Here is a 16,559-nt window from a genome sequence, read left to right as displayed (position 1 = left end):
TGTGCCCTTATCGCACCAAAGGCGATCGTGTATGGCGTCCGCCCGAAGGTCAGGGCAATCGGATAGGGCGCGCCCCCACTCCGTCTCGGCTTCGCCGAGCCACCTCTACCCCCACATTCGTGGGGGAGAGGAAATGCTAACCGCCGAGGTCGTGGCCTTGAAAAGCTTGGCATTTCCTCACCCCCATGGACATGGGGGAGAGGTGGCCGCGCAGCGGCCGGAGTGGGGGCGGGCGCCGCCGTATGCCTATTGCAAGCACTTCATCGGGCGAGGAAACGCTGATCGCAGAGGTCTCTTGCCCCGATCAAACCCTGCCCATCAGCACCAGGATCAGCAGCACCACCAGCACAATGCCGACGATGCCCGATGGCCCATAACCCCAGGAGCGCGAGTGTGGCCAGGCCGGTACGGCGCCGATCAGGATCAGGACTAGAACGATGATGAGGATGGTGCTGACGGTCATTAAGAGTCCCTCGCCTTGCTGGTCGGATACGAGGGGACAATGCAACAGGCCGCCCGGTTGTTCCGGACGGCCTTTCGTCTGACTGGTCGAATGCAGCTATTCCGCGGCTTTCGGGAAGGCGATTGCCGGCTCATCGAGCGGACCCGGCGTCGGCCCTGTGGACGCATCCCTTTTCTTTTCGCGGCCGAACAGCCGGCGGAAGAAGGCATAGAAGCGGCTGTTCTTGCTGCGCGTGAAGATCATCAGCATCGACGGCGTCACCACCAGCGTCAGCAGCGTGGCGAACGACAGGCCGAAGACGATGGCCGAGGACAGCGAAATCCACCATTGCGTCGACGGCGCGTTGATCGTCGTCTCGTGATGGAAGATTTCAAGGCCGAGGCCAAAGGCGATCGGCAGCACGCCGAGGATGGCCGAGACCGCCGTCAGCACGACCGGGCGGGCACGTTCGCGGCAGGTCTGCAGCACCGCCTCCATCTTGTCCCAGCCCTCTTCGCGCAGCCGGTCATAGGTGTCGATGAGCACGATGTTGTTGTTCACCACCACGCCGGCCAGCGCGATGACGCCGATGCCCGACATGACGATGCCGAAGGCTTCGCCGGTCAGCAGCAGCCCCAGGAACACACCGATCGTCGCCATGACCACGCAGGACAGCACCAGCAGCACGCTGGTGAACTTGTTGAACTGCATCAAGAGCACCAGGAAGATCAGGAAGATCGCGGCGCCAAAAGCCTTGCCGAGGAAGGCGCTGGCTTCGGCGCTGTCCTCGTTCGAGCCGGCGAGCTTCCAGCGTATGCCGTTGTCGAGCTTCATGTCGGTGACCGCCTTGGTCACCTCCGCCTGCACCGCCGCAACCTGGTTACCGGCGGCGACGTTGGCCTGGACGACCACGGTGCGGGCGCCGTCGATGCGGTTGAGGATGCCGACCGTCGGCTCCGGCTTGCGCACGACGAAGTTCGAAATCGGCACCGAGCCTTGCGCGGTCTGCACCCGGAGCTCGTCGAGCGTCGACAGCGTGCGCCGGTCTTCGGGCAGGCGCAGGCGGATATCGACAGCATCGTCGGCGCCGGCGGGCCGGTACTCGGACAGCTTCAAGCCATTGGTCACCAATTGCACCACGGTGCCGACCGCGGTCGGGCTGATGCCGTACTGCGCCGCCTTGGCGCGGTCGACCTCGAGCGCCCAGTCGACGCCGGGCGGCGGCAGGCCGTCGGAAACGTCGATGACGCCGGGCACCTTGGCGATGCGCGCCGCGACCGCACGGGCCTGGTCGTCAAGCCCTTTTGGATCGATGGCCGAAAGCCGGAGCTGGACCGCCTTGCCTGTGGGAGGACCGGCCTCCGGCACGCGCACTTCGACATCGACGCCGGGAATGCCGGCCATGACGGTGCGCAGCTCATCCAGGATATTGTTCGCCGATTTGCGCTCGCGCCAGTCGATGAACTCATACTGGATGACGCCGACGACGTCCTCCGGCACGTCCTGTCCGCCGCCCTGCGTCTTGCCGACGCGGGTATAGACCGATTTGACGCCAGGCCAGCCAAGCAGCCGGTTTTCGGCGATCCTGGTTGCCGTATCCATTTCGGCCAGCGAGAGATTGCCGCGGGCATGCACATAGAGCAGGCCGTAATCGGGCTCGACGCTGGGGAAGAACTCGACGCCGGCGCCATATTTCGAATAGGCGAAGCCGACGCCGGTCAGCAAGACGGCGGTGAGCACCAGCACAGTAATGGGGAAGCGCACCGCCTGCTTGACCAGCGCCATGTACCAGCCGTCGCGATTGTGTTCCTCGTGATGCTCCGGCGCCTTGGCGAAAAGCGCGCCCAGCGTCGGCGCGAACACCAGCGCATAAAGCATCGAGGCCGACAGCGTGACGATCAGCGTGATCGGCATGTATTTCATGAAGTCGCCGATGATGCCGGGCCAGAACAGCAGCGGCGAAAATGCCGCGATGCGCGTCATCGTCGCGGCGATGACGGGGCCGGCCATGCGCTTGGCGGCCAGCGTGAAGGCTTCCGCCTTCGGCATGCCTTCGCCCATGCGCCGTTCGGCGAATTCGGTTACGATGATGGCGTCGTCGACCAGCATGCCGACCGCCAGGATAAGGCTGAACAGCACGATCATGTTGATCGTGTAGCCCATCATGGCAAGCAGCAGGATGCCGATCAGGAACGATGACGGAATGGCAAGCCCGATCAGCAGCGAGGCGCGGCCCGACAGCGCATAAAGGATGACGATGAACACCAGGATGACGGCGATCATCACGTGGTTCTGCAGGTCGCCCAGCAGCTGGTTGACGAAGACAGACTTGTCCTGCGTGTAGGTGATGTTCATGCCTTCCGGCATCGTCTTGACGTAGGCCTCGGACACTTCCCGCACCTTGGCCAGCGTGTCGATCAGGTTGGCGCCGATGCGCTTCTTGACTTCGATGGCGATGGCCGGCTTACCGTTGAGGCGGGTGATGGTCTCGGCGTCGGCGAAGGTCGAACGCACCGTGGCGATGTCCTTCGCCTGCACGACGGCATTGGGGCCGGCGACCACCGGCAAGGACGCGACATCCTCTGGTGTTTCGATCAGCGACGGCACCTTGACCGCGTATTTGCCTTCCGAACCCTCGATATTGCCGGCGGCGACCAGGCTGTTGGAAGCGCCGACCGCGCCGATCAGTTGGTCGAGCTGCAGGCCGTAGGAGGACAGCTTCATCGGGTCGATGACGACCTCGACGAGATCGTCGCGCGCGCCTTGTATGGTGCCCTCAAGAACGCCCGGGACTTCCTCGATGCGGTCGCGCAGTTCGCGCGCCGCCGCCGTAAGCACACGCTCGGGCACATCGCCGGACAGCGTGACGACCAGGACGGGAAACTCGGAAATGTTGACCTCGGTAACAACCGGTTCTTCTGCCGCTTGGGGAAGGTCAGCCTTCGCGTCCTGAACCTTCGAGCGTGTATCAGTCACCGCGGTGTCGACTTTTATAGACGGCAGAAACTCAAGGAAGACAAAGGCACCGCCCTGATAGGCGGATGATTTCATCTCCTTTAACCCCTTGAGACTCTTAAGCTTTGCCTCCAGAGGCCTAAGCAGAAGTCTTTCAGCGTCTTCGGGCGCGATGCCTTGATAGGCAACATTTATATAAACATAAGGGGTAGGAACGTCGGGTTCCGCTTCCTTCGGCGTCGACTGATAGGCGACCCAGCCCGCCAGCAGCAGGAACACCAGCACCGCAATGGTCAGCCGGGCATTGTTGATCGCGAGTTTGACGATATCCATGGCCTGTTCTCAAGATTTCAGGAGCCGCATTGCGGCCGGTTGTCCCCGCCCCGGCTGTCCCCGGCCGGGGCCGTTCCGGCGCTACTGCGTTGTCGCTTCGCCCAACAGCTTCTGGATGGTCGCCTGGTCGGCCTCGACCGGCTTGACTACGTCGCCTTCCTTGACGAGTTCCTGGCCGGCGACGATGACGCGGGCATCGGCTGGAATGCCGCCAAGCACCAAGCCCTTCGGCGAGTCGTCAACGAGGTCGATCGGGAAGAACACCACCTTGTTGTCCTTGTCGACGGCACGGATGCCAAGATCGCCCTTGTCGCCCAGCGTCACCACGGAGCGCGGCAACATGACGGCGTCGGTCGGCTGCGCGCTGAGCGAAATCTCGGCCGTCATGCCCGCCGGCACGGAGCCATCGGCGTTGGGCACGGCAATCTCGACGCGGAAGGTGCGGGTCGCCGACGAGGCGTCGCGGCTGATGTAGCGCACCGTGCCTTCGACGGTCTGGCCGCTGACCAGCCGCACAGCAGCCTTGTCGCCGAGCTTGAGATAGCCGAGGTCGCGTTCGCTGACTTCGCCGCGCGCAATCACCGGATCGAGCTTGAGGATGGTTGCCACCTCGCCGCCCTGCATGATGGAACTGCCGAGCTCCACCGGCACCCGGTCGATGACGCCGTCGAAGGGCGCCTTGACCAGATTGCGCTCGAGTTCGGCCTGCGCCGTTTCCAGCTGCGACTGCGCAGCGGTCAGGTTCGAACGCGCCGTGTCGAGCTGCAGCTTGGGCAGATTGCCGGTCTTCATGAGCCGCAGCGATGCGTCGAGTTCAGCCTGGCGCTGCGCGACGAGCTGCTTGGCACTGTCGACCATCGAGATCTTTTCTTCGGCCGCCAGCATCAGCACCAGGTCGCCGGTCTTGACGTGATCGCCCTGCTTGACCGGCAGCTTTTCGATGACGCCGGCGACGCGCGTCGCCAGCACGGCGCGCTTGTCGGCCTCGGTCAGCCCGGAAATGCGGATGGCGCGGGCATAGGTCTTGCGCGGCGGCGTCACCACAGCGACGGTGCGCAGCGGCGCCTTCGGTTCGGCCTCGGCGGTCTTGGTTGCATCCGGTGCCTTGGCCTGATCGCCCGGCTTGGCCTGATCGCCTGCCTTGCCAGCACCTTCGACAGCGGCGCTGCCGACGGACGAGAACGCGCCTGTTCCCATCCAGGCGGCGAAGCCGATGAGCACGACAATAGCGGCAAGCTTGTGAAACCTGATCTTCGGCATCATTGTTTTTCCACTGCGGGGTTCGGCCAAGTCGTTATCCAACAGGAGTCCGTCGTCTAACAGCTACCGTGTCTTCCAACTCGGGCGCGTCGCCGATATGGGTGCGCGCCAGGCCGTGTTCAATTTGCCGTGAACGGCGAAGCCGCGCTTCTACATCAAAGTTGCATCGCAATACAGTCGAAAAGTTGCAGGAACAGTGTGCCAGGCGATGTAGTGTGGCCAACGGGAAACGGTTTTGTCAGCGCCCCGTCAGGCGGCGGAACCACAGTCTCGGAACCATACGGGTGTTGGAGGCGCTTTGTTTTCAAGGCGTTTTGAGCACTGACATTCTCCTGTGCCTGCACTAGTTTTTGACGCTCAAATGTGGGCGCGACCTGCGTAGCCACTCAGTGAATGGCAGCAGGCGTCAGTATGATTTTGTATACCGTCACACGCAACGGTTGTTCCGGGACGGAAAGTCATCGGCGCTACTCCGATTTGCCGAACACTTCGCTGATCGTCTTGATCGATCCGGGCGGACTCAGGCCCGCCGGCGTTCGGCGTCCGGCTTCTTGCGGGCGGCGAGAAATTCCTTCACCCGCCGTCCCGGTGCCGGCCCGCGCACCGGTTTGAAGCCGTCATCGAGTTCGCCGGAAAGATCGAGCGTCGGCCGCTTGCCGACGGCGTCGTAATTCTCCTCCAGCCAGTCGCTGGCCGCTATACGGCCAAGGTCTCTGAGATAGCTCAGGAAGGCCCATTCCGCATTGACCTTGGACGACGCCGACAGATCCTTGAACGCCTCGTCGGCATCGATGCGGTGCATGCGGATGTCGCGGTATTCGCCAGGCGGCAGCCGGCCGGCGGCGATCAGCTCCTTGACGAAGGCGATCGAGCGGAATTCGTTCAGCAGCCCGGCATTGAAGGTGATCTCGTCGATGCGGTTCTGGATTTCGTTGGCGCTTCTCGGCGTGCCTTCGCGCACCACCGGATTGATCTGCACCAAAAGCACATCCTCGGTCGCCGCCGTCTTGAAGAACGGGAACAGCGCCGGATTGCCGCCATAGCCGCCATCCCAATAGGGCACGCCCTTGATCTCGACGGCGCGGAACAATTGTGGCAGGCAGGCCGAGGCCATCACCGTGTCGAGGTCGATCTCGCCATCGGAAAAGACGCGCAGCTGGCCGGTCTCGACATTGGTCGCCGAAATGAACAGCTCCATCGACTTGCAGGCGTGAACATTTTTGAAATCGATCTCCTGCTCGACCACGTCGCGCAGCGGGTTCAAGCCCAGCGGATTGGCGACATAGGGCGAAAACACTCGCGACATGGTGTCGAAGAAGAAATAGCCGGGGGTGTTCTCGATCGACCAGTTGCCCCAGGCGACGTCCCACGGCATGCGCTGCACCGGGCTGAAGCGGCCCTTGGCCGCCACCGCGCGCCAGAAATCGTCGAGCTTTTGCCGTGCACCCTCGACGCCGCCGCGCACAAAACCATCGGCCAGCGCCACCGCATTCATCGCGCCGGCGCTGGTGCCGGACACGGCTGAAATGTCGAGCCTGCCATCCTCCAGCAGCCGGTCGAGCACGCCCCAGGAGAAGGCTCCGTGCGAGCCCCCGCCCTGCAGCGCGATGTTGATCTTTTTCGTTTCCTCCGCCTTGCCGTTTTTGGTCATGGCGTTCCTGTTCGGTTTGGTCACTGCTTTCTCATTCCGCCCGGAAATCGGGCGGGTTCGACGGCAGCGGATTTATATTGCAGTGCAGCATATAAGGGATGACCAAGGCAAGAACACGAACACGGTCGCGTGATCACATGAAATTTTAGTCATGGGGAATGGTCCTCCACGCCCAGGTCTTCGCCCTACGAATACCCCCACCCTTGATCCCTCCCCACAAGGGGGGGGGAGACTTGGTAGACGCTGATCTCAGCAAACCACCGACGTTTCGGCGGCGCGCGGCAGCTTCCCTCCCCCCTTGTGGGGGTCCGAAGGACGGGCGAGACCCGTGGCTCGCCCCGGCAAGCTAGGGTGGGGTCCTCTTCGCAAAAACCTCAAGCGACAAGCTTCGGCACCGGCCCGACATAGCGCGACTGTGGACGGATCAGCCGCCCTGTCGTCTGCTGTTCGCGCGCATGCGCGATCCAGCCGGCGACACGTCCGGCGGCAAAGACATTGCTGAACGCCTGTGGCGGAAAGCCCGCCGCCTCAAGCACAAGCGCTGTGTAGAACTCGACATTGGTCTGCAGCGAGCGCTGCGGCTTGGCGATCCGCAGCACTTCGAGCGCCGTCTGCTCGACCTGTTCGGCGAAGGCCAGCCGGCGGCCGGTCTCGCCCTCGCTGCCGAGCTGCCGCACCACCCCCTTCAGCACATCGGCGCGCGGATCGCGCACGCGGTAGATGCGATGGCCGAAACCCATGATGCGCTCGCCATGCGCGACCTTCTCGCGCAGCCAACCGGCCGCGTCGCCATGCGCCTGGATTGCATCGAGCATCTCGATCACCGGGCCGGGCGCGCCGCCGTGCAGCGGCCCCTTGAGCGCGCCGAGCCCGGCCAGCACCGACGATGTCAGCCCTGCCAGCGTCGAAGCGACGACGCGGGTGGCGAAGGTCGAGGCGTTGAGGCCGTGATCGCAGACGGTGACCAGATAGGTGTCGAGTGCCCTTGCCAGCGCCGGCGACGGGACGGATCCCTCGAGCATCCTCAGCATGTCGGCGGCATGATCGGCCTTCGCGTCAGGTGCGATCGGCTGCTCGCCACGCGCCAGCCGCAGCAGAGCCGGCGTCAGCACGGCGGGCGCCGCGATCAGCCACAAGGCGTCCGTCAGCGTCTCGCCATCCGGCAGCAGCGCCATGCCGGCGCGCATGGCGCCATAGATCTCAAGCGGTGCGAGCAGCGGCAGCGAGGGCGCAAGCCGCTCGAACAGCTCGACGCGAGCCTCGCCCAGCCTCGCTGCCAGTTCGGCATCGCCGGGAAGGCCGTCGAAGAAGCCGTCGAGCAACAGGCGAACCACTTGCGCATAGCGCCAGCGTCCCGCCAATTCCGGCAGCGAATGACCGCGGATCGTCAGGCGGCCACCAAGGCCATCGACATCGGAGAGCACGGTCTCCGCCGCCACCACATCATCGAGCCCGTTCGCCATATCTCATCTCCTTGCAGCTTTTCTGCATGGGAGATAAGGGTTAGGCTGCGCCTCGATCAATCTTGATCAATATAATCAATGTATGGGCTAAAAATGTCCGAATGGCTGTCGCGGGAAGAGGCGCTGGAAAGGCTCAAGGTGCGGCCGCAGACGCTCTACGCCTATGTCAGCCGTGGCCGCATCGGCATGCGGCCGGATGAGAGCGACCCGCGCCGCAGCCAGTACCGCGCCGACGACATCGCGGCATTGGCGACCCGCCGGGCGCGGGGCCGCAGTCCCTCGGCCATCGCCGCGAGCGCGATCGCCTGGGGCGAACCCTCGATTGTCACCGCGATTTCGACTGTGCTGCACGGTCGACTGATCTACCGAGGGCAAGACGCCGTTGCGCTCTCCAAATCGGCGACGCTGGAGGAAACCGCCGCTCTGCTGTGGGCATCGGCCGAACCGGTGACGTTCAAAGCTCCGTCACCTGAAGCGCCTCATCCAGTCGGCCGCGCCTCGGCCTTTGCGCAGCTTGCCATGCTTGCAGGCCACGGGCGGCCTTCGCTCGGGCGCAGCGCCGCCTCGCTGTGCACCGAGGCCGCGCGCACAGTCGGAGCGCTGGCGCAGTCGCTGGGCGCTGAAGCCGGCACAGCGCCCGTCCATAAGCGCCTGGCGCAGGGCTGGTCGGTGGATGATGCCGGCGCGGAAGCGATCCGCTGCGCCCTCGTCCTGCTCGCCGATCATGAACTCAACGCATCGACCTTTGCCGCCCGCGNCCGCCCGCGTCGCAGCGTCCACAGGCGCCTCGCCTGCCGCATGCCTGCTGGCCGGCTTGGCAACGCTGTCCGGCCCGCGCCACGGTGGCGCCGGCGAAGCGGCGATGCAACTGGCTGAAGATGCAGCAGCCCACGGCGCGGATGCGGCGATCCGGCGCTGGCTCGGCCATGACCGGCCCTTGCCGGCGTTCGGCCATCCGCTCTATCCCGACGGCGATCCCCGTGCCACCGCACTTCTGGAAGTCATCCCTGTCGACGAGACGCTGCAACAGCTGCAAAAAGCCGCCATGGCGGCGACCGGCGCGCACCCCAACATCGACTTCGCCTTGGCCGCTCTGACGCGCGGCCTTGGCTTGCCGCGCGATGCACCGTTCCAGCTGTTTGCGCTCGGACGCAGTGTCGGCTGGGCCGCGCATATGGTCGAACAGATCATTAGCGGCAGCATCATCAGGCCGCGTGGCCGCTATGAGGGACGCGTGACTTAAGCCGACCTGGCCGTGTTCCCGAACCGCGCACGGTACGCGACGGGCGTCGTGGCGAATTGCCGGCGGAAGTGATGCCGCAACGTGCCTGCCGCGCCAAAGCCGGCGGTCTCGGCAATCCGTTCGATCGGCATGGCGGTGTCTTCCAGCAGCGTGCGCGCCCGCGAAAGCCGTTCCGACAGCAGCCAGCGCGCCGGCGTGACGCCGGTTGCGGCCGCGAACCGGCGCAGGAACGTCCGCTCGCTCATCCCGGCAAGCTCGGCCAAGATGGCGACGGGATAGTCGGCAGAAATATCGGCGCGCATCCTGTCGATCAACGGTCCAAGCCGGCTGCGCTCATGTGGCTCGGGTACGGAACTCTCGACATACTGCGCCTGGCCGCCGTCGCGATGCGGCGGCACGACCAGACGGCGCGCCACCATGTTTGCAGCCTTGGTGCCGAAGTCGCGCCGAACCAGATGCAGGCAAAGATCGATGCCCGCGGCACTGCCTGCCGATGTCAGCACATTGCCCTCATCGATGTACAAAACGTCCGGAATCACGGTGATGTCGGGGTACATCTCCGTCAGCTTCTCGCTGTAGCGCCAATGCGTGGTCGCTCTTTTGCCCGCCAGCAGGCCGGCGGCGGCAAGCACGAACACGCCCGAACAGATCGAAAGAATGCGAGAGCCGCGCTCGTGTGCCTTTCGAAGCGCCTCGATCAGCGCCGGCGGCACCGGAGCCTCCGTTCCGCGCCATCCCGGTACGATCACCGTGCCGGCCTGGCCGATCAGATCGATCCCGCCGTCGGCAACAATACGCACGCCGCCCAGCGCGCGCATTTCACCGGTATCAATACCGGCAACCGCAAAACGGTACCAATCCTCACCCATTTCCGGCCGGGGCAAGGCGAAGATCTCAACCGCCACGCCAAACTCGAACGTGCACAGCCCGTCATAGGCAACGGCAACGACAAGAGGGTTGGCAGGGCGCGGATTCGCAGAGGATGGCATGATCTTGACGATATATGGCAAAGCTGCCAGCTGCAATCGCCCTGCTTCCTGTCTTATCTCTCCGTCGCATCAGCAATGGAGATACGAGGATGAGCCACGTGACAGACATTCCGGCGGCATCGCCGGATATCGCCCGCGACCATTTTCTGCGCCGGCTTTCCGTCGAGACCGACTGTTCCGACGTCGCCGCCGCACTGCGTGCCGGAGAGCCGGACTTTGTTCTCCTGCATGTGGTCGGTTCGCCGGAAGCCTATGGACGCCGCCATGTGCCGGGCGCGCTGCATCTGCCCCACCGCGAAATATCGGCCGGGCGGATGGTGCAATGGCCCGAAAGGACGCTGTTCGTCGTCTATTGCGCGGGACCGCATTGCAATGGCGCGGATCAGGCGGCCTTCAAGCTGGCCAGCCTCGGTCGTCCCGTGAAGATCATGATCGGCGGCATAACCGGTTGGCAGGACGAGGACCTTCCTTTCGCTTCAGGCAAGGAGCCCGGTGTCTTGCACGCGTGAGGCCACGCGATATGGTCGGCCTTGAAGACTGAGCAAGCATGCAGAAGGCGATGGTTAGAATTCGTCCATTCGAGCGCCAGGATGTCGGTGCGGTGCTCGCCCTCATGCGGGCGCTAGCTGTCTTCGAGGGTTATGACGACAAGCTTCGCGTCACCGAAGCGAACCTCATCGAGCACGGGCTGGGGCCATCGCCCCGGTTCGGCGTGTTGGTGGCGGAGCGAGAGGGCGTGATCGTCGGCATCGCCGTCCACTACCTCATCCCCTGGACCTACGACCTGAAGCCGGTTGTCTGGCTGAAGGAACTCTACGTCACTGAAGCGACGCGCGGCATGGGGGTCGGCCATGCGCTTGTTGAACAGCTTCGCCAACACGCTTTGAGCATTGGCGCCTCCGCCATCAAATGGACGGTGCTGAAATCCAACTCGCCGGCCAAAGCCTTCTACCGCTCGCTCGACGGCCAGCCCGACGATATCTGGGAACCGTGGCAGCTGGAAATCGACCCGTGACGGCCGCCTCGACCAACTGAGGGCGGTCGACCATGCGGCGGTCGCTTACGACATCGTATCGAGCTTGCGCTGCATGGCGGCGATCTGTTGCTTCAGTTCCTGAAGGTCGTCGCCGCTCTTTTCCGGGACATCCTTGCGGGCCGGCTCGGGTGCAGCCGCGGCCGCAGCATTTGTGGCGGCGGTCGGGAAGGGCGTGAACAGGCGCATCGCGTTCTGGAACATTTCCATGTTGCGGCGTGTCTGCTCTTCCAGCGCCTTGATCGGCGTGGCGATCTTCATCACATCCAGCGGCGACTTGCCGATCGCGCCCTTCATCTGCTCGCGGAACCGCTCCTGTTCCTTGGAGAAGGCCATCATCGACTGTTCGAGGAAGCTCGGCACGATCTGCTGCATCTGGTCGCCATAGAAAGCGATCAACTGGCGCAGGAACGGGATCGGCAGCATGTTCTGCCCATCCTTGTTCTCCAGTTCGAAGATGATCTGCGTCAGCACCGGATGGGTAATGTCGTCACCGGTCTTGGCGTCCTGGACGGTGAACTCCTCGCCCTTCTTGACCATCTCGGCCAGATCCTCGAGCGTCACATAGGTGCTGGTGCCGGTATTGTAGAGCCGGCGATTGGCATATTTCTTGATAATGATAGGGTCGTCTTTCGCGGCCATCAGCATCCTCCCGGGACACCGGCGCGCCTGAGTAAGCCGCCGGTAACGATTGCGCCATTTTTAAGGATATGCGCAAAAGCTCTATAATTCCAAGCGCTTTGTGCAGTGCGGCATCATTTATTGCTGCATGGCCGGCCAATTATGCTGCGCAGCAAAGGTTGGGCGATCGCGCCGGCCGCTCACGCCCTGCTTGCGGCGCTTGGCCGGCATGCCCATTTCCGGTTTGACTTGGGGTGTGGAACGGGCAAGAAAAGTCCCAACAAGCCCCCAAGAACACGACACCTCGAAGTCTGGAGAGAAAAATGTCCGCTTCCAATTCAATCGTCGTTGCCAGCGCCGCACGCACGGCTGTCGGCTCCTTCAACGGCGCCTTCGCCGCCACCCCGGCGCATGAACTTGGCGCCGTCGTCATCAGGGAGCTTTTGGCGCGCGCCGGCGTCGAGCCGGGCGAAGTCGACGAGGTCATTCTCGGCCAGGTGCTGACCGCCGCGCAGGGCCAGAACCCCGCCCGCCAGGCGTCGATCAATGCCGGCCTGCCCAAGGAGACCACCGCCTGGGGGCTCAACCAGGTTTGCGGCTCTGGCCTGCGCGCCATCGCGCTCGGCATGCAGCAGATCGCCGCCGGCGACGCCACTGTGATCATCGCCGGCGGCCAGGAATCGATGTCGCTGTCGCCGCACGCCGAGCACCTGCGCGCCGGCGTCAAGATGGGCGACTACAAGATGATCGACACCATGATCAAGGACGGGTTGTGGGACGCCTTCAACGGCTACCACATGGGCAACACCGCCGAGAACGTCGCCCGCCAGTTCCAGATCACCCGCGACGACCAGGACCAGTTTGCGCTCGCCTCGCAAAACAAGGCCGAGGCCGCGCAGAAGGCCGGCAAGTTCAAGGACGAGATCGTCGCCTTCACGATCAAGGGCAGGAAGGGCGACACTGTCGTCGACCAGGACGAGTACATCCGCCACGGCGCCACCATCGACGCCATGTCCAAGCTGAAGCCGGCTTTCGACAAGGACGGCACCGTGACCGCCGCCAACGCGTCGGGCATCAATGACGGCGCCGCCGGCGCGCTGCTGATGAGCGAGGCTGAAGCCACAAGGCGCGGCATCACCCCGCTGGTGCGCATCGCATCCTGGGCGACGGCCGGCGTCGATCCGGCAATCATGGGCACCGGACCTATACCCGCGTCGAAGCGGGCGCTCGAGAAGGCCGGCTGGTCGGTCAAGGACCTCGACCTTGTCGAGGCCAATGAAGCCTTCGCCGCGCAGGCCTGCGCCGTCAGCAAGGGCATGGGCTGGGATACGTCGATCGTCAACGTCAATGGCGGCGCCATCGCCATCGGCCATCCGATCGGCGCGTCGGGCGCCCGCGTCTTCAACACGCTGGTTTTCGAGATGCGCCGCCGCGGCGCCAAGAAGGGCCTTGCCACGCTGTGCATCGGCGGCGGCATGGGCGTCGCTCTGTGCGTGGAAGCGCTGTGAACAAGAAGTGAGTAGTGAATAGGGAGTAGTGAATGGGGAAGAAGGAGCAGCGCGGCGGGATATCGATCCCTACTCGCTACTCCCTATTCCCTATTCCCTTCTTCCGACCAAAGGGAGGAAGAACTTTCAATGACCAAAGTAGCGCTCGTCACCGGTGGATCGCGCGGCATCGGCGCCGCCATATCGATCGGCCTGAAGAATGCCGGTTACACCGTTGCAGCCAACTATGCCGGCAATGACGAGGCAGCGGGGAAGTTCAGCGCACAAACCGGCATCAAGGCCTACAAATGGTCGGTCGCCGACTACGACGCCTGTGCCGCCGGAATCAAACAGGTCGAGGCCGATCTCGGCCCGGTCTCGGTGCTGGTCAACAATGCCGGCATTACCCGCGACGCCATGTTCCACAAGCTGACGCGCGAGCAGTGGAAGGAAGTCATCGACACCAATCTGTCTGGCGTCTTCAACATGACGCATCCGCTGTGGGGCGGCATGCGCGACCGCAAATTCGGCCGCGTCATCACCATTTCCTCCATCAACGGCCAGAAAGGCCAGGCCGGCCAGGTCAACTATTCCGCCGCAAAGGCCGGCGACATCGGCTTCTCGAAGGCGCTGGCGCAGGAGGGCGCGCGCGCGGGCATCACAGTCAATGTCATCTGCCCCGGCTACATCGCCACCGAGATGGTCAAGGCGATCGACGAGAAGGTGCTGAATGAACGCATCATTCCGCAGATCCCGGTCGGCCGCCTCGGCGAACCGGAAGAGATCGCGCGTTGCGTCGTCTTCCTCGCCTCTGAGGACGCCGGTTTCATCACCGGCTCGACCATCACCGCCAATGGCGGCCAGTACTTCGCCTGAACGACAGCAATTTCGCCCGGTAGGACGGGCCGCCTTATGGCCCGTTTTTCATCGCCGGGCGGCGATGTTCCCCGGGCCGCGCGCGAGACATTGACCCGTTCCGGCACGCAAAGATTAACGATTTTTAGGCGCCCTGTGCAAAACCCGGTTCGCAAGCTGTGAATTCTCGGTGGACAAGCTGTGGATAACACAAGATGTTGGGGTGAACAAACCAGGAAAATACCGCGATCGCTGATTCGTCACCGATTCGTTCCGGCTTTGAGCGGAACGTTAACGACCAAGGCCGGGAACCACCGGAAACTGGTTAAGGCCGATTAAGAAAATTCAACAATTTCACAATGTTAGCCGAGGCGTATCGGATCACGACGATGCCCCGCCGGCAAAGGTTAACGCCAATGGTCGCCTTGCAGGAATCGGGCCAGTTTCCGCGATTCAGCATATGGTGAGACTCAGGCTCGCAAAATCCACATGTAGCCGTGAACAAAAGCTGAATCTGCCGGAGTCACTGATTCGTCGCCGATTCGTTCCAGACTCGTTCCAACTGTTAATTGAGACCTCAACGACGAACCGTGGGACTGCCGGCCGGAACATTCCGCTTTCGCTTCGCGCCTGAAATCCCTATGTGTCGCCTGTCATACGCGCCATGCGAGGCGCGCTCCCGACAACACGATGCAGAAAGCCTCATCTCCAGGCCGATGAACATCCAGCCGAAACACACCGAGCCGCTGATCCTGTCGGGCCGCGACGTGACTGCCGTGCTGGGTCCGACCAACACCGGCAAGACCCATCTCGCCATCGAGCGCATGGTGGCGCATGAGAGCGGCATTATCGGCCTGCCGCTCCGCCTTCTGGCGCGCGAGGTCTATGCCCGCGTCTGCGAAAAGGTCGGCGCCCACAAGGTGGCGCTCATCACCGGCGAGGAAAAAATCCAGCCGCCCGGCGCGAAATATTCGGTCTGCACCGTCGAAGCCATGCCGCGCGAGACCGACGTTGCCTTCGTCGCCATCNTCCCTACACGACGCTCTTCCGATCTTGCTCGGCGCGGCCACCATGCATGGCATCCTGCAAAAGCTGCTGAGAGGCGTCTCGGTGGTGACGCGCCCTCGCCTGTCGCACCTGGCCTATGCCGGCTCGAAGAAATTGACCCGCCTGCCGCGGCGTACGGCGATCGTCGCTTTCTCCGCCGACGAGGTCTATGCCATCGCTGAGCTGATCCGCCGCCAGCAAGGAGGAGCGGCGGTCGTGCTCGGCGCGCTGTCGCCCCGCACCCGCAACGCCCAGGTGGCAATGTTCCAGGCAGGCGACGTCGACTATCTCGTCGCCACCGACGCCATCGGCATGGGGCTCAACCTTGATCTCGATCATGTCGCCTTCGCCCAGAACCGCAAATTCGACGGCTACCAGTACCGCAACCTGACGGCGGCCGAGCTCGGCCAGATCGCCGGCCGCGCCGGCCGGCATCTGCGCGACGGCACCTTCGGCGTCACCGGCCAGGTCGATCCGCTGGACGAGGAACTGGTCAAGCGCATCGAGGGGCACGAGTTCGATCCGGTGAAGGTGCTGCAATGGCGCACCGCGCATTTCGACTTCGCCAGCCTCGACGCGCTGAAGCGCTCGATCGAAACCAACGCGCCGGTCGAAGGCCTGACGCGGGCGCTGCCGGCGGTCGATGCCCAGGCGCTCGAACATCTCTCCCGCGACGAGGACATCCGCGCGCTGGCTACCAATGCCAAGCGCGTCGCGCTGCTGTGGGAAGCCTGCGCGTTGCCGGACTACCGCAAGATCGCGCCGGCCCAGCACTCCGACCTGATCGCTTCTATCTACACCGACCTCGCCAAACACGGCCATGTCGACGAGAACTACATGGCCGAGCAGGTGCGCCGCGCCGATACGACCGAGGGGGACATCGACACGCTGTCGCACCGCATTGCGCAGATCCGCACCTGGACATTCGTGTCCAACCGGCCGGGCTGGCTGGCCGATCAGGCACACTGGCGGGAAAAGACGCGCGAAATCGAAGACAGATTGTCGGATGCGCTGCATGAGCGGTTGACGAAACGGTTTGTAGACCGCAGGACTTCCGTCCTCATGCGGCGCCTTAGAGAAAATACAATGCCTGAAGCCGAAATCAGTCCTACCGGAACCGTCCTTGTCGAAGGCCATCATGTCGGCGAGTTGCAAGGGTTCCGCTTCACCGCCGATCAGA

Annotated in this window: 11 protein-coding genes and 1 pseudogene; 5 read left to right on the top strand and 7 right to left on the bottom strand. The window is 63.7% G+C overall.

Annotation, left to right across the window (positions count from 1 at the left end; genetic code table 11):
* Nucleotides 1-304 precede the first annotated feature (304 nt).
* The 5 genes from X727_RS1000000167360 to X727_RS136205 all read right to left on the bottom strand — a co-directional run bounded on the left by X727_RS1000000167360 (nt 305) and on the right by X727_RS136205 (nt 8,104).
* Nucleotides 305-463 carry a DUF3309 family protein gene (locus X727_RS1000000167360; protein ID WP_023734747.1) on the bottom strand — a complete coding sequence of 53 codons (159 nt, stop codon included), beginning with the start codon at nt 461-463 and terminating at the stop codon, nt 305-307.
* A gap of 96 nt (nt 464-559) precedes the next feature.
* Nucleotides 560-3,730: an efflux RND transporter permease subunit gene (locus X727_RS136190; RefSeq protein ID WP_023835392.1), complete on the bottom strand. Its 3,171-nt coding sequence runs from the start codon at nt 3,728-3,730 to the stop codon at nt 560-562.
* A gap of 81 nt (nt 3,731-3,811) precedes the next feature.
* Entirely contained in the window at nt 3,812-4,990 is a 1,179-nt protein-coding gene (locus X727_RS136195; RefSeq protein ID WP_031204824.1) for an efflux RND transporter periplasmic adaptor subunit, read from the bottom strand.
* A 520-nt stretch (nt 4,991-5,510) separates the two neighbouring features.
* Nucleotides 5,511-6,641: a patatin-like phospholipase family protein gene (locus X727_RS136200; RefSeq protein WP_023807025.1), complete on the bottom strand. Its 1,131-nt coding sequence runs from the start codon at nt 6,639-6,641 to the stop codon at nt 5,511-5,513.
* Nucleotides 6,642-7,015: 374 nt separating this feature from the next.
* The gene (locus X727_RS136205) at nt 7,016-8,104 is read right to left on the bottom strand and encodes a citrate synthase/methylcitrate synthase (protein ID WP_023828283.1); all 1,089 of its coding nucleotides are present in this window, start codon (nt 8,102-8,104) and stop codon (nt 7,016-7,018) included.
* 93 nt (nt 8,105-8,197) lie between these two features.
* Between X727_RS136205 and X727_RS01000000165260 the strand changes: the two are divergent.
* A pseudogene (locus X727_RS01000000165260) lies at nt 8,198-9,347 on the top strand (citrate synthase).
* Here X727_RS01000000165260 and ftrA read toward each other — a convergent pair.
* Nucleotides 9,344-10,357 carry a transcriptional regulator FtrA gene (gene ftrA / locus X727_RS136210; RefSeq protein WP_196815029.1) on the bottom strand — a complete coding sequence of 338 codons (1,014 nt, stop codon included), beginning with the start codon at nt 10,355-10,357 and terminating at the stop codon, nt 9,344-9,346. The pseudogene X727_RS01000000165260 and the gene ftrA overlap by 4 nt on opposite strands.
* Before the next feature lie 68 nt (nt 10,358-10,425).
* Between ftrA and X727_RS136215 the strand changes: the two genes are divergently transcribed.
* Entirely contained in the window at nt 10,426-10,845 is a 420-nt protein-coding gene (locus X727_RS136215) for a rhodanese-like domain-containing protein (protein ID WP_023702797.1), read from the top strand.
* 50 nt (nt 10,846-10,895) lie between these two features.
* On the top strand, nt 10,896-11,351 hold the full coding sequence (locus X727_RS136220; RefSeq protein WP_031204823.1) for a GNAT family N-acetyltransferase: 456 nt from the start codon (nt 10,896-10,898) through the stop codon (nt 11,349-11,351).
* Between the two features lie 45 nt (nt 11,352-11,396).
* Here X727_RS136220 and phaR read toward each other — a convergent pair whose 3' ends face one another.
* Nucleotides 11,397-12,011, bottom strand: a complete 615-nt coding sequence (gene phaR / locus X727_RS136225; protein WP_023685813.1) for a polyhydroxyalkanoate synthesis repressor PhaR — start codon at nt 12,009-12,011, stop codon at nt 11,397-11,399.
* 302 nt (nt 12,012-12,313) lie between these two features.
* On the opposite strand from phaR, the gene X727_RS136230 reads away from it, so the two are divergent.
* Nucleotides 12,314-13,498: an acetyl-CoA C-acetyltransferase gene (locus X727_RS136230; RefSeq protein ID WP_023835388.1), complete on the top strand. Its 1,185-nt coding sequence runs from the start codon at nt 12,314-12,316 to the stop codon at nt 13,496-13,498.
* A gap of 129 nt (nt 13,499-13,627) precedes the next feature.
* Entirely contained in the window at nt 13,628-14,353 is a 726-nt protein-coding gene (phbB, locus tag X727_RS136235; protein WP_023698448.1) for an acetoacetyl-CoA reductase, read from the top strand.
* Nucleotides 14,354-16,559 lie beyond the last annotated feature (2,206 nt).

The organism is Mesorhizobium sp. L103C105A0 (assembly GCF_000502215.1).
GTDB lineage: Bacteria > Pseudomonadota > Alphaproteobacteria > Rhizobiales > Rhizobiaceae > Mesorhizobium.
The sequence above is the reverse complement of the archived record's forward strand: the minus strand, read 5'-3'. Positions and strand labels throughout refer to the sequence as shown.